Genomic DNA, 12659 nt, shown 5'->3' with positions numbered 1-12659 from the left:
AACTCGGTGCGGCGTCAGCGCAGAGCGGCCTGGAATTCGTTGCCGTTGTTGTCGTGCAGCCAGAGCTGCGTGTGCGGATGACCGCGCACCTCGAAGGTGAAGGTGGGGTTCTCGCTCACCGCCGGGAACAGGTCCAGGCGGGCGAAGATTTCCCCGTCCGGCCCACGCAGCTCGGCGTGATCCAGGTAGAACTCGGGAATGCCGCCGACCAGCCCGTTGTCCATCGGGTGCGAGACCGACAGGCGCACCCGGCTGTATTCGCCCCTGGCGAAGGACTCACCGTGCACCTGGCCGAGGCGGTCTTCCCAGCCCGGCTGCGCACGCACCACGCTGGGCGCGGTGCAGCCGCCACCGGCGGCATCGATCCAGGCCGAGCCGACATGCCAGACGCCCTTCTCGTCCCGCAGCGCGGCGCGGATCGGCGTGGCCTGCTCGATGCGGATGCGCACCGCCAGCAACGGCTCCAGATGCTCGCCCGGATAGAGCGTCAGCACATGGGGAATCGGGTTCAGCTCGGCCCACAGCAGCAGCCGATCGAAGCGCCCCGGCAAGGCGCGGGCGTCCACTTCCACCGGGACCTGGCGGGCGTCCTCGGCGAACGGCGGCACGCCCAGTTTCACCCGCTCATCGAAGACGTAGGGTTCGCCATCGAGCAGACGCTTGTGGTGGTACTCCCACATCACCGAGGGCATCGGGTCGCCCTCCACCGCCGCCGCCAGCAGCGGCAGCGCGCAGATCCCGAGCAGCAGTTCGCGCCTGTGCATCATCTCTCCCTCACTGCACGTCCTGGTAGAGCCCCGGCAGTTCGTAACGCACGCCGTAGGCCGCGTAGAGCTTTTCCATCTCGCCGCTGCGCACCAGCTCCTCCAGCTCGCCGTCCAGGGCGTTGGAGAGCTGGCGGTTGCTTTCATGCACGGCCATGCCGATGTCCCACTCGGGCTGACCGAGGTTGGGATAGGTGTTTTCGGCGTTCTTCAGGTGCTCGTCGGCGGCCTGCGCGCGCATCCAGTCCAGTTCGCCACGCAGAGCCATGACTGCATCCACCTTGCCTGCGCGCATGCCGTCGAAAGCTGCCTGGGTACTGGGGAAGTGCACGGTCATGCGGCTGAGCTGGCCGCCCAGCACCGAGGTCAGGTAGAAGGACGGCACGCTGTCCAGTTCGACGCCGATGGGGTGCTCGCGGAACGCGGCGATGGTATCCACCGCGGGCAGCCGGCGGTCGTCGCTGACCACCTGCCAGCGCTCGCGCTGGTAAGGGCCGAACATCACCACCTGTTCGTTGGCGAACTCGCCGACATCGTTGCGCCGGTTGGCGTACTGGCGGTCGTAGGGCACACGCAACATCACGTCGGCGACCACGCCGGGGCGCAGGTAGTGGCCCTTCCAGATGAAGTTGCGCAGGTCGTCATCCAGGCGCTCGCCAGGCGTGACCCAGAGGAACTCCGCGCGCAGGCCCAGGCCGCTGGCCAGGTGTTTTGCCAGGTCGATGTCGACCCCGCGCGGCTGCCCGCCCTGCATGAAGCTGTAGGGCGGGAAGTTCTCGTACACGGCCACCCGCAGCACGCCGCTGGTGACCATGTCCTCGTAGGGGCGAACCCCGGCCTGCGCCTGCCCCAGCAGCAGGCACAGGGCCAGGCTCAGGAGTGCGTCGATCAGCAGAGTGGGCAGGCGCATGGCAGTCACTCTTCCACGTGCACGCTGTCCAGGTAGGTGCGGATCGCCCAGAGGCCTTCCTGGCTGATGTAGTCGGCCATCTTCGGCATGTACACGGCGCCGTCGCGCACCGCGCCGTTGATCACCCGCTCCTTGAACCACTCATCCCCTTCGGCGCCGACGTCGAGCATGCGCAGGTCGGGGGCGATGCCGCCGGACTTGGCCTCCAGGCCGTGGCAGCGCGCACAGTTCTGGTTGTAGGCCGAGGCGCCGATCTCCACCGCCTTGGCGTGGTTGGCGTAGGGCTCGCGGTAGGGGTTGGTGTCGCGCCATTCCTTGCCCAGCGGTTCCAGCCCCGAGGTATCCACTGCCTGGGGCGTCACATTGCCGTGGGACAGGGCCAGACCCGAAACACCCAGGCCGGCCACTAACAGCAGGCCACACAGCACGTTCTTGTTGTTCATCACTTCATCCTCTCATCGAGATGCTTGGCAAGGCACGGCGCCCGGAACGACGCCTGTGATGAGATGGTAAGAACGCGCGGCCGGCGGCCGAATCCTGCTTTGGATGCTCCCGCCTACTCCCTTGGTACTAGAACGGCGGTCGGCCATGACCGTTGAATGGCCGCCATTGGTCTGCCGCTATTGCCGGGAATTGGCTATTCGAAGGTAGCGGCGCGAGGGGTAACTTAGCTCCATTCCCGCACTAGCGCGGGCCCCACTGGAGATCGCCATGAGCGCACGAATCGAATGGCCCAAGGCCGCCCCTGACGCCTACAAGGCCATGCTCGGCCTGGAGCAGGCCCTGGCCAAGTCCGGGCTGGAAACCTCGCTGCTGGAGTTGGTGCGCCTGCGCGCCTCGCAGATCAACGGCTGCGCCTACTGCGTGAACATGCACGCCAATGACGCGCGCAAGGCCGGCGAGACCGAGGCACGGCTGCAGACCCTGAGCGTCTGGGAGGAAACCCGCTTCTTCACCGAACGCGAGCGCGCCGCCCTGGCCTGGGTGGAAAGCCTCACCCGCCTGCCGGAAAAACACGCCCCGCAGGACCAGTTCGACGCCCTGCGCGAGCAGTTCAGCGAAGCCGAGATCGTCAACCTGACCCTGGCGATTGCCACCATCAATGCGTGGAACCGCTTTGGCGTGGGGATGGCGATGGTGCCCTGAGCAGAGCGATCTGCTCTCGTAGGATGGGTGGAGCGCAGCGATACCCATGCTGTCGGCACGCCAGTTTGATGGGTATCGCTGCCGCTCCACGCCACCCTACGAACGACATCTATGGTTCACGTAGGGCGCATAACCCGGAACGGGTTATCCGCCCTGCGCCGGTTTCAGCCTTCGACCAGCTCCACCTGCTCCGGCTCGCGCTTCATCAGCACGCGGCCATTGCGGATCGAGTACAGCGCCTTGGTCTGCTGGCGCACCGCCTCATAGTCACTCTCCACCCCCAGCACCAGCAGGTTGGCCGGACGGCCGGCGGCGATGCCGTAGCGAGCACCTAGGTTCAGCGCGCGGGCGCTGTTGTCGGTGACCAGGTCCAGCGCGCGCTGCAGGTCGTCGAAGCCCATCATGTGGCAGATGTGCAGGCCGGCATCCAGCACGCGCAGGATGTTGCCGTTGCCCAGCGGGTACCACGGGTCCTTGATCGAATCCTGGCCGAAGCAGACGTTCATGCCGGCACGGTCGATCTCGGCCACGCGGGTCACGCCGCGGCGTTTCGGGAAGGTGTCGAAGCGGCCCTGCAGGTGGATGCTCTCGGTCGGGCAGGAGACGAAGTTGATGCCCGAACGCTTGAGCAGGCGGAACAGCTTGGAGCAGTACGCATTGTCGTAGGAGCCCATGGCGGTGGTATGGCTGGCGGTGACGCGACCGCCCATGCCGCGCACGCGGGCTTCTTCGGCGAGCACTTCGAGGAAGCGCGAGTTCGGATCGTCGGTCTCGTCGCAGTGCACGTCCACCAGGCAGCCGGTGCGCTCGGCCAGGTCCATCAGGAACTTGATCGAGCTGACGCCCTGCTCGCGGGTGTTCTCGAAGTGCGGGATGCCGCCGACCACGTCCGCGCCCAGGCGGATCGCCTCTTCCATCAGCTCGCGACCGCCCTCGTAGGACTCGATGCCCTCCTGCGGGAAGGCGACGATCTGCAGGTCCACCAGGTGCCGCGCTTCTTCACGCACTTCCACCATGGCCTTGAGCGCCGCCAGGGTCGGATCGGTGACGTCGACGTGGGTGCGCACGTGCTGGATGCCGTGGGCGGCCAGCATGCGGATGGTGGTGTGGGCACGGGACTTGGTGTCCTCGTGCGTAATGGTTTCCTTGCGCTGGGCCCAGCGCTCGATGCCCTCGAACAGCGTGCCACTCATGTTCCATTCCGGCTCGCCGGCGGTCAGGGTGGCGTCGAGGTGGATGTGCGGCTCCACCAGCGGGGCAATGGCCAGGTTGCCGCGTGCGTCGATGTCGTCGCCGCAGGCCTCCACGGTGCCGGCTTGCTGCACGACCTCGGCGATGACGTCGCCTTCGCAGCGGATGGTGAACAGGCCGGTCTGCTTGCGCAGCGAGGCGTTGATGATCTTCATGGGCTCGTAGGTCCTCTTCAGGCTATTCGTGGCGCGGCGCATTGGACATGCGCCAGATGAGCAGCGCCACGGAGGTATTCAGGCGGAACTGCGCGTCGTCCAGGGACTGGCCGCTCAGGGCCTCGATGCGCGCGATCCGCTGGTTCAGGGTATTGCGGTGGATGCCCAGGCGCTGTGCCGCCCGGAGCGCGTTGCCGCCTTCCTGGACGAGCGCGTCGAGCGTCTCGATCAGCAGGTGCGGCTGTTTGCGGCCCGCGTCATTGAGCGGGCCGAGAGTGTCCTTCATGAACTGCTCGACCACCGCACGATCGGGGATCGCCCGCAGCAGGCGCAGCACGCCCAGCTCACGGTAGTCGCAGAAGCCGGCGGGCGCCTGCATGCCTTCGGCGACGTCCAGCGCCTGGCGGGCCTCGAGCAGCGCGCGGGGAAACTCGGCGCAGGACTCGGCGCGGGCGGACAAACCGAGATAAGCACGCAACGGCGCGAGTTCCTGCTGCAAGCCGGCGGCCAGGGCGTGCAGCTCGGCGCGCTCGGCACTCCCGGAATCATCCAGCAGCAGGACGAACAGGTCACCCTGGATCACCACCGGCAGGCGCTCGGGGCGCTCCTGCTGCCAGTTCTCCAGGTGGTCGAGCAGGCGCTGGCGGGTCAGTTGCAGCGCGCGCTCGGCCTCCTCCGGTTCCTGCTGCTGGAACAGCGTGTCGACGCCGGACAGCCGCAACGCCACCAGGCGCCGTGTCGTCTCCACCGGCAGTTCCAGGTGCTGGGCGCGACGGCGGACAATCTCCAGGCTCGGATAATCGCCGCTGAGCAGCTGGCCGAGGATGTCGCGGCGCGAGGTCTTCACCTGGGTCATCTGCACCAGCGCCGTGCCGATCAGGTGGGTGACGATGACCATCTTCAGCGCGTAGGGCTGCTCGATCAGCGGCAGCCCTTGAGTCTCGGCCAGATGAACCACAGACAGATGGATGCGCTGGATGAACTCGTCGCCGGTGAGGATGACGATGCCGGCGATGCCGCTGGCGACGCCCTCGCGCACCAGCTGCAGAAGGTTGGCTTCGTCACGGCTGTGGTTGATGCCGGTGACGAACACCAGCTCGCCGCCCATCACCCAGTCGGCAATGCCGACGTTCTCCGCCACGTAGGACCAGCGCACGCTGCGATGCACGTTGCGCGCGCCGGCCCGCAGCACGAGGCTTTCCAGCCCCGGCAGACGGAGGATTTCCTCGACGCTCAGGCTCAAGCGCGCGGCTCGGCCACCGGCGCGCGGGCGCGGGTGACTTCGGTGAGGACGATGTAGCAGATGGCCGAAGCGGCGATGCCCACCAGCGGTGCGATCCACGGCGAGGCGTAGGCAAGACCCGCACCGACCGCGTAGGACACCAGGCCGGTGACGTTGAACGCCGGAATGTGGCTACCCACCAGCGCCGGGTATTCACCGCGGTTGCGGTACCAGTAGTCGGCCATGATCACGCCACCCAGCGGCGGGATGATCGAGCCCAGCAGCACCAGGAACGGGATCAGCCATTCGTACATGCCGCCGATGGCGAGGATGATGCCGATGCCGGCGGCCAGCAGGGTCATGGTGCGGCGACGCTCGCTGCGCACCAGGTGGCAGGCGGCGGCGGAGACGTTGTAGATGGTCGGGCCCTGGATGGTCCACAGGTTCAGGCAGAGCATGATCACCGCAGCGAAGGACAGGCCCTGCAGCACCATCACTTCGACGATGTCGGCGTTCTGGTAGACGATGGCGCACCAGGCGCCGGCGACGATCATCAGGCCGTTGCCGATGAGGAAGGCGACCACGCTGGCGATCACTGCGATGCGCCCGCTGCGGGCCATGCGGGTCCAGTTGGTGGCCTGGGTCGCGCCGCTGGCGAAGGTGCCGAAGACCATGGTCACGGCGGCGGAGAAGGTCAGGGTCTGGCTCGGCTCCTTCGCCAGCAGGCCGCTCCAGCCACCGGCGTGGTTGGTCGCGATGACCATCGATGCCACCAGCAGGATGAACATCAGCGGCACCGACACGCGGGACATGATGTCCAGACCCTTGAAGCCGATGATCGCGGTAATCGAGAACAGCAGGCCGAAGATCACCATCAGCGGGATGTTCAGCCACTCCGGCAGGGACAGCATCTTCACCAGCACGATGGCCACGGTGGCGGTGCCCCAGGCGTACCAGCCCAGTTCGGCGAAGCCGAGGAGGAAATCGGACAGCTTGCTACCGCGCTCGCCGAAGCAGAAGCGCCCCATCAGCACGGTGTTCAGGCCGCTGCGCGAGGCGATCAGGCCCAGGGAAGCGGCGTAGATGGCGAGCAACACGTTACCGATGAAGGCGACCCAGAGCATGTCGACGAAGTCGAAGGCCATGCCGATCTTGCCGCCGGCGAACATGGTGCCGGTGAAGAAGGTGAAGCTGAACAGCACCATGGCGATGGGCAGCAGGCCTTTGCGCCCTTCCCTGGGCGTGGCGCTCAGGGGGAACTCACTGGGGGAACTCATCGAGGGGGATCTCCGCGAGGATTGGTTGAGGACTCCCGGCACAACGCAAATAGCGGGCCGGAAAAGCCAATCAGGAACGACGCGGAAATTTTGAGCATGTCGAACATTGTGAACTGTTCACAATGCACACTTCCGGTGGGTGTTACGGCGTTTCAAGATAGCTCAAATGTGCATTGTGCGGATTTTCGGGGCACGATGCAGCTTTTTCGCACCAAAACCTGACGAAGCCTTGATCCATGTCTGTGCCGTTCGGCGGATTTCCCGCCTCCAAACGCAACGGCAGTCTGCACTTTCTCCCTGCGACACCCTGTCACCCCCAGACAAGGAAATGGCACGGACAACAAGTCCGCTGCAAACCGACGCAGGCAGACTCTCCTCAATGTTCCGTCCGCTGTCCGCCCCTGGCAGACGGCCCGATAACAACCGATAGCCCGCCAACAAGAAAAAGGGAGTACCCGCCAATGAGCGTCGCCAGGTTCCTCGCTCCATCGGTCCTCGCGCTGAGCACGTGCCTCGCGATGGGCGCAGCGCACGCCGAGCTGCCGACCGAGAGCATCGGTGAGACAGTCTTGCCGTTCCCGCCCTCGCCGCACCGCGCCTACATCGTCGACGTGGAGTTCGAGAACTTCATCGCCGGCCGCGTCACCGTGGTCGACCCCGAGCAGAAGAAGATGCTCGGCATGGTCAGCACCGGCTTCGTCGCTCCGTCCACCCTGAGCCACGATGCGAAGACCCTGTACTCCGCCGACACCTTCTACTCCCGCGGCACCCGCGGCGTGCGCACCGACGTGCTGACCGCCTGGGACACCTCGAACCTGCGTCCGAAGTGGGAAGTGGAAATCCCGGCCAAGCGCGCCTCGATCCTGACCCAGAAGTACGCCCTGGGCGCGAGCTCCGACGATCGCTTCGTCTACATCTACAACTTCACCCCGTCCACCTCGGTCACCGTGGTCGACACCCAGGAGAAGAAGGTCGCCAGCGAAATCGCCATCAGCGGCTGCGTGCTCAACTACCCGGTAGGCAAGCGCGCCTTCGCCTCGCTGTGCGGTGACGGCCAACTGCAGATCACCAAAATCGGTGACGACGGCAAGGAAACCGGCCGCAGCCAGACTCCGTTCTTCGATCCGAACAAGGAGAAGCTCAACGAACGCGGCCTGGCCGTGGGCGAGACCTACTTCTTCGTGACCACCGACGGCATGGTCAAGCCGGTGGACGTTTCCGGCGACAAGCCGAAGATGCTGCCGAGCTGGTCGCTGACCACCGACGAGGAACGCAAGAAAGGCTGGGGCACCGGCGGCTGGCAGCTGATGGCCGTAGCGCCCAAGCTCAACCGCATGTACGTGCTGATGCATGAAGAGCACAGCGCCGGCAAATGGGAAGACCCGAGCCCGTTCATCTGGGTCTACGACCTGAAGACGCAGAAGAAGATCGGCACCCTGGAAGCGCCCAAGCCGGTGTGGAGCCTGCATGCCACCACCGACGACAAGCCGCTGCTGCTGGGCACCGACATCGAAGGCGGCCTGCAGATCTTCGACCTGAAGACCGGCAAGTACAACGGCGCCATGGACAAGATCGCCAAGACGCCGATCCTGGTCCTGAGCCACTAAAACCACCCCGAGAGGTACGGATATGTTTTCCGATCCGATCCTGATCATCGCCAGTGCGGTGGCCGTTGCGGTGCTGCTCGCCAGCGCCGCCAGCCACAAGCTGCGCGCGCCGATGCGCTTCGCCCGCCAGGTCGAAGACTACGGCCTGCTGCCGGCCTCGCTGGTCGGCCCGGTGGCCCGCGTGCTGCCGGTGGTCGAAGGCATCGTCGCCTTCGCCCTGCTGGTGCCGGCGAGCCGCCACGGCGCGGCCCTGGTCGCCACGGCGCTGATCCTGTTCTATGCCGGCGCCATCGGCATCAACCTCTGGCGCGGGCGCCGCGATATCGACTGCGGCTGCTCCGGCCCCGGCCAGATGCAACCGCTGCGCCCGGTACTGCTGCTGCGCAACGCGATCATCGCCGCGCTCGCCCTGATCGCCTCCTGCGCTCCGCAGGCCCGCGAGATGGGCGTGTTCGACGCCTTCGTGATCCTCGCCGCCAGCGCTGTCGCCCTGCTCCTGTATGCCGCGGCCGATGGCCTGCTGGCCAATCATCCCCGCCTGCTCAAACTCATCGGAAGGTGAACAAATGGAAGGTCTGATCGTTTCCAACATTCTTCTCTGGGTGCTGCTCATCGCCCTCGCCTTCACCGTCATGGCGCTGGTGCGCCAGATCGGCGTCCTCCACGGCCGCATCGCGCCGGCCGGCGCGCTGATGGTCGACAAGGGCGTGGCGGTCAACGAGCCCGCGCCGAAAGTCACCGCCGCCGACCGCCATGGTCGCCCGGTCAACTTCGGCTATGAAGGCGAGCGCGGCCAGCTGCTGTTCTTCCTCTCGCCGACCTGCCCGATCTGCAAATCGCTGCTGCCGGCGATCAAATCCATCGCCAAGGACAAGGCCGGCGAGCTGGAAGTGATCTACGTCAGCGACGGCGACATGGCCGCCCAGCAGGCGCTGATCGCCGAGCACGGCCTGGAGAAATCCGCCTACGTGGTCGGTCCGGAAGTGGGCATGACCTACCAGATCGGCAAGCTGCCCTACGCCGCGCTGATCGACAGCAAGGGCATCCTGCGCGCCAAGGGCCTGGTGAACTCCCGCGAGCACCTGGACAGCCTGTTCGAGGTCGAGCACCTGGGCAGCGCCACCCTGCAGCAGTACATGAATGGCCACAGCCACAACGGCGTGCACACCCACGACGCCAGCCACGGCCACAGCCACTGATCACGGAGAGAACAAGAATGAAATTCCTCGACAACCTGTTCGAGCGCTCCTCCCGCCAGGTGGCCAACGTCACTTCGCGGCGCAAGCTGCTGGGCCGCTTCGGCTCGCTGCTGGTGGCCGGCGCCGCCCTGCCGATCATCCTGCCGATCGACCGCACCTCCAAGGCCCTGGCCGCCGAGGCGCCCAAGGCCGGCGATCCGGGTGACCCGAACAGCTGCGACTACTGGCGCTACTGCTCCATCGACGGCTTCCTCTGCTCCTGCTGCGGCGGCACCACCACCTCCTGCCCGCCCGGCACCGACGCCTCGCAAGTGACCTGGATCGGCACCTGCCGCAACCCGGCAGACGGCAAGGACTACATCATTTCCTACAACGACTGCTGCGGTAAGCACAGCTGCTCCCAGTGCGCCTGTACCCGCAACGAGAGCGAGGAACCGCTGTACCGTCCGTTCAACAACAACGACGTCAACTGGTGCCTGGGTGCGGAATCGCGCATCTACAACTGCACCGTCACCATCATCCGCGGCGTCGCGGTCTGAAGTCGGGAGAAAAGCCCATGCGCAGTCTCGTTGTCGGCGCCCTGCTCTGCAGTCTGGTCGCCCCCATTGCCCAGGCCCGTGCGATCCCCGATCCGCACCAGCGGCCGGCGCCCGGCAACGAGGAGGTGCAGAAGCCGATCTCCCAGCAGAGCTACAGCCCGGCCACCAACTACCAGCTGCAATGCGCCGGCTGCCATCTCACCGAAGGCAGCGGCAGCAAGGCCAACGACACGCCGCGCCTGCACGGCTTCGTCGGCAACTTCCTGAAGGTGGACGGTGGGCGGCAATTCCTCGTGCGCGTGCCGGGCATGTCCCAGTCTGCGCTGAACGACGCGCAACTGGCCGACCTGCTCAACTGGTTGCTGCGCAAAGACGGCATGGCCGGCAACAGCATGCCCGCGCAGTTCAAGCCCTACACCGCCGAGGAAGTCAAAGCCACGCGCTACCAGGCCCTGCTCAACCTGCCAGGCACCCGCGCCGGGCTGATCCAGGAAATGCGCAAGCAGGGCATCACCATCACCGATGGGATGAGCGATGCGTACTGAGTGATTGCTCCGGCGGCTTGCCCGCCGGAAAACAGCTTTGCCTCCGCACTACGCCCGCTGCTCCAGCGGGCTTTTTTATGCGCAAAGGGCTTGCAGTCTGCGCACTGGAACGATGGGTATCGCTGCGCTCCACACCATCCTACAACGGGGCTCCCGGCGACTCGGTGCAACCTGCAGGAGCGCGCCCTACGATCCTTGCGGCGGGCGTCAGCTGCTCTCCCGCACCATCAGTTCGAACCCCAGGTCCATCACCGGCGCATTCACCGGTTTGTCGTTGATCAGGTCCAGCAGCCGCTCGGCCGCATGGGTACCGATGGCCTTGCGCGGGGTGCGGATGCTGGAGAGGCGCGGGACCATGAATTCCGAGCTGGGCAGGTCGTTGAAGCCCAGCACCGCCACCTGTTCGGGGATGCGAATGCCGTGGCGCATGGCTTCCAGCAAAGCGCCGTGGGCGAGGTCGTCGTTACCGAAGAAGATGCCTTCCACCTGCGGATGGCTGGCCAGCAGTTGGCGGAACAGCTCGCCGCCGAGGCCGACCGAGGATGGGCGCGGCGTGAGGACTTCCAGCGCCGGGTCGTAGCAGCCGGCCTGCTGCAGGGCGCGGCGGTAACCTTCGCCGCGCAGCAGGGTGCGCTGGTCCAGTTGCGCGCCGATGTACGCCAGGCGCTTGCGCCCGCTCTTGAGCAGGTGTCTGGCTGCCGCCTCCCCCGCGCGAATCTGCGAGAAGCCCACGCAATGCAGCCCCGCGCCGGGGTCCAGGTCCATCATGTAGACCGCCGGCACGCCGCTGCCCTCGATCATCCGCCGGGCGCTCTCGGTGCGATCGAAGCCGGTCAGCAGCAGGCCGCGCGGCTGGTACGCGAGGTAGTTGCGCAGCAGGTTCTCTTCTTCGTCGCGGGAGTAGTGGTAATTGCCGATCAGCACTTCCAGGCCGCGCGGATGCATCACCGCGTGGATGGCTTCGAGGGTTTCGATGAACAGCTGGTTCGCCAGTGAAGGCACCAGCACCACGATGTTGTGGCTCTGCTTGGAAGCCAGCGCGCGGGCGGCGGGGTTGGCCACGTAGCCCAGGTCGGCGGCGGCCTGGCGGACCTTTTCCGCCAGTTCCTCGGCTACCGTGCTCACGCCGCGCAGGGCGCGCGAGGCAGTGATGGGGCTGACGCCAGCACTGCGTGCCACGTCGTTGAGGGTGGGTTTGCCGGTGGTGCGAGAGCTTCTGTCGTTTTTCTTATCGTTCTTCTGAGCGGTCATCGGGCGGCTTGCCAAACAAAAATCGAGGCACTAAGGTAGCGCTGTCTCGCAGCCAGGGCAATTGCCTGAGGCCGGCTCCCGCCGCCCCTCGCCCGCCGGTGAAACATACTCACCGAGAGCACCGGGACACACCGACTAGAATGACAAGAATACGGAGGCAGCCGATGCTTTTCGTTACGCCCACCAAAGATAGCGCTGTCTCAACACCGAGGCCCTGCATGCTCCCCGCCATCGATGCCGTGCTCATCATGGGTGTCGCCGGATGCGGCAAGTCCAGCGTCAGCGAGGCCCTGTGCCTGCGCAGCGGCGCGTTCGCCATTGAAGGCGACTCCTTCCACCCCGAAGCCAACATCCAGAAGATGAGCGCCGGCATCCCGCTGACCGACGAGGACCGCGCCGGCTGGCTCGACACCCTCGCCGCCCAGCTGCAGAAAGCCATCGCCGCCGGCCAGCGCCCCGTGCTCACCTGCTCCGCGCTCAAGCTCATCTACCGCGAACGCCTGCGCCGCGCCGTGCCAGGCCTGGGCGTGGTGTTCCTGGAACTCACCCCGGAAACCGCCGCCCAGCGCGTCGCCACCCGCCCCGGCCACTTCATGCCGGCGAGCCTGATCGACAGCCAGTTCGCCGCCCTCGAAGTGCCGACCAGCGAGCCGCTGACCCTGCGCCTGGACGCTACCCGCCCGCTCGACGAACTGGCGGAAGCCGCACACCTCTGGTGGCGACAGCACTCCAACGACTGACGCAACAGCGCCTGCCATCGAAAGATAGCGCTATCTCGATTAATCCAAGAAAG

Annotated in this window: 14 protein-coding genes; 7 read left to right on the top strand and 7 right to left on the bottom strand. The window is 66.2% G+C overall.

The window, feature by feature from the left end; translation table 11 throughout:
• Nucleotides 1-14: 14 nt before the first annotated feature.
• The 3 genes from IB261_RS14185 to pedF are packed head-to-tail and all read right to left on the bottom strand — an operon-like array spanning nt 15 to nt 2117.
• The gene (locus IB261_RS14185) at nt 15-767 is read right to left on the bottom strand and encodes a quinoprotein dehydrogenase-associated SoxYZ-like carrier (RefSeq protein ID WP_081519747.1); all 753 of its coding nucleotides are present in this window, start codon (nt 765-767) and stop codon (nt 15-17) included.
• 7 nt (nt 768-774) lie between these two features.
• Nucleotides 775-1674: a substrate-binding periplasmic protein gene (locus IB261_RS14180; protein WP_192382312.1), complete on the bottom strand. Its 900-nt coding sequence runs from the start codon at nt 1672-1674 to the stop codon at nt 775-777.
• Nucleotides 1675-1679: 5 nt separating this feature from the next.
• On the bottom strand, nt 1680-2117 hold the full coding sequence (gene pedF, locus IB261_RS14175; protein WP_081519745.1) for a cytochrome c-550 PedF: 438 nt from the start codon (nt 2115-2117) through the stop codon (nt 1680-1682).
• A 268-nt stretch (nt 2118-2385) separates the two neighbouring features.
• On the opposite strand from pedF, the gene IB261_RS14170 reads away from it, so the two are divergent.
• Entirely contained in the window at nt 2386-2820 is a 435-nt protein-coding gene (locus tag IB261_RS14170) for a carboxymuconolactone decarboxylase family protein (RefSeq protein ID WP_088421446.1), read from the top strand.
• Between the two features lie 164 nt (nt 2821-2984).
• Here IB261_RS14170 and codA read toward each other — a convergent pair whose 3' ends face one another.
• Genes codA through codB form a run of 3 tightly spaced genes read right to left on the bottom strand, consistent with a single transcriptional unit; the run spans nt 2985 to nt 6725 of the window.
• Nucleotides 2985-4226, bottom strand: a complete 1242-nt coding sequence (codA, locus tag IB261_RS14165; protein ID WP_138215810.1) for a cytosine deaminase — start codon at nt 4224-4226, stop codon at nt 2985-2987.
• Nucleotides 4227-4248: 22 nt separating this feature from the next.
• Nucleotides 4249-5469 carry a PucR family transcriptional regulator gene (locus IB261_RS14160; RefSeq protein WP_192382310.1) on the bottom strand — a complete coding sequence of 407 codons (1221 nt, stop codon included), beginning with the start codon at nt 5467-5469 and terminating at the stop codon, nt 4249-4251.
• Nucleotides 5466-6725, bottom strand: coding sequence for a cytosine permease (codB, locus tag IB261_RS14155; protein ID WP_192382308.1), 1260 nt, complete (start codon nt 6723-6725; stop codon nt 5466-5468). Before codB ends, IB261_RS14160 begins: the two co-directional genes overlap by 4 nt.
• A gap of 461 nt (nt 6726-7186) precedes the next feature.
• Between codB and IB261_RS14150 the strand changes: the two genes are divergently transcribed.
• The 5 genes from IB261_RS14150 to IB261_RS14130 are packed head-to-tail and all read left to right on the top strand — an operon-like array spanning nt 7187 to nt 10615.
• Nucleotides 7187-8332, top strand: a complete 1146-nt coding sequence (locus IB261_RS14150) for an amine dehydrogenase large subunit (protein WP_151186973.1) — start codon at nt 7187-7189, stop codon at nt 8330-8332.
• 22 nt (nt 8333-8354) lie between these two features.
• Nucleotides 8355-8894: a MauE/DoxX family redox-associated membrane protein gene (locus tag IB261_RS14145; RefSeq protein WP_081519739.1), complete on the top strand. Its 540-nt coding sequence runs from the start codon at nt 8355-8357 to the stop codon at nt 8892-8894.
• A 4-nt stretch (nt 8895-8898) separates the two neighbouring features.
• On the top strand, nt 8899-9531 hold the full coding sequence (gene mauD / locus IB261_RS14140) for a methylamine dehydrogenase accessory protein MauD (protein ID WP_081519738.1): 633 nt from the start codon (nt 8899-8901) through the stop codon (nt 9529-9531).
• Between the two features lie 17 nt (nt 9532-9548).
• Nucleotides 9549-10070, top strand: coding sequence for a methylamine dehydrogenase light chain (locus IB261_RS14135; RefSeq protein WP_017518360.1), 522 nt, complete (start codon nt 9549-9551; stop codon nt 10068-10070).
• A 17-nt stretch (nt 10071-10087) separates the two neighbouring features.
• Nucleotides 10088-10615, top strand: a complete 528-nt coding sequence (locus IB261_RS14130) for a c-type cytochrome (protein ID WP_192382306.1) — start codon at nt 10088-10090, stop codon at nt 10613-10615.
• 207 nt (nt 10616-10822) lie between these two features.
• On the opposite strand, the gene gntR is transcribed toward IB261_RS14130, so the two are convergent.
• Nucleotides 10823-11866: an HTH-type transcriptional regulator GntR gene (gene gntR / locus IB261_RS14125; RefSeq protein WP_081519733.1), complete on the bottom strand. Its 1044-nt coding sequence runs from the start codon at nt 11864-11866 to the stop codon at nt 10823-10825.
• Between the two features lie 218 nt (nt 11867-12084).
• On the opposite strand from gntR, the gene IB261_RS14120 reads away from it, so the two are divergent.
• Nucleotides 12085-12606 (top strand): gluconokinase, encoded by a 522-nt coding sequence (locus tag IB261_RS14120; RefSeq protein ID WP_081519732.1) that lies wholly within the window; start codon nt 12085-12087, stop codon nt 12604-12606.
• Nucleotides 12607-12659: the final 53 nt, after the last annotated feature.

The organism is Pseudomonas sp. PDM20 (assembly GCF_014852575.3).
Taxonomy (GTDB): Bacteria; Pseudomonadota; Gammaproteobacteria; order Pseudomonadales; family Pseudomonadaceae; genus Pseudomonas.
This window is presented reverse-complemented; position numbering and strand designations above follow the sequence as displayed.

Bases quoted from the DNA above. Each gene is read 5' to 3' on its own strand.
- IB261_RS14185 (WP_081519747.1), bottom strand. From the start codon at position 767: ATGATGCACAGGCGCGAACTGCTGCTCGGGATCTGCGCGCTGCCGCTG.
- IB261_RS14180 (WP_192382312.1), bottom strand. From the start codon at position 1,674: ATGCGCCTGCCCACTCTGCTGATCGACGCACTCCTGAGCCTGGCCCTG.
- pedF (WP_081519745.1), bottom strand. From the start codon at position 2,117: ATGAACAACAAGAACGTGCTGTGTGGCCTGCTGTTAGTGGCCGGCCTG.
- IB261_RS14170 (WP_088421446.1), top strand. From the start codon at position 2,386: ATGAGCGCACGAATCGAATGGCCCAAGGCCGCCCCTGACGCCTACAAG.
- codA (WP_138215810.1), bottom strand. From the start codon at position 4,226: ATGAAGATCATCAACGCCTCGCTGCGCAAGCAGACCGGCCTGTTCACC.
- codB (WP_192382308.1), bottom strand. From the start codon at position 6,725: ATGAGTTCCCCCAGTGAGTTCCCCCTGAGCGCCACGCCCAGGGAAGGG.
- IB261_RS14150 (WP_151186973.1), top strand. From the start codon at position 7,187: ATGAGCGTCGCCAGGTTCCTCGCTCCATCGGTCCTCGCGCTGAGCACG.
- IB261_RS14145 (WP_081519739.1), top strand. From the start codon at position 8,355: ATGTTTTCCGATCCGATCCTGATCATCGCCAGTGCGGTGGCCGTTGCG.
- mauD (WP_081519738.1), top strand. From the start codon at position 8,899: ATGGAAGGTCTGATCGTTTCCAACATTCTTCTCTGGGTGCTGCTCATC.
- IB261_RS14135 (WP_017518360.1), top strand. From the start codon at position 9,549: ATGAAATTCCTCGACAACCTGTTCGAGCGCTCCTCCCGCCAGGTGGCC.
- IB261_RS14130 (WP_192382306.1), top strand. From the start codon at position 10,088: ATGCGCAGTCTCGTTGTCGGCGCCCTGCTCTGCAGTCTGGTCGCCCCC.
- gntR (WP_081519733.1), bottom strand. From the start codon at position 11,866: ATGACCGCTCAGAAGAACGATAAGAAAAACGACAGAAGCTCTCGCACC.
- IB261_RS14120 (WP_081519732.1), top strand. From the start codon at position 12,085: ATGCTCCCCGCCATCGATGCCGTGCTCATCATGGGTGTCGCCGGATGC.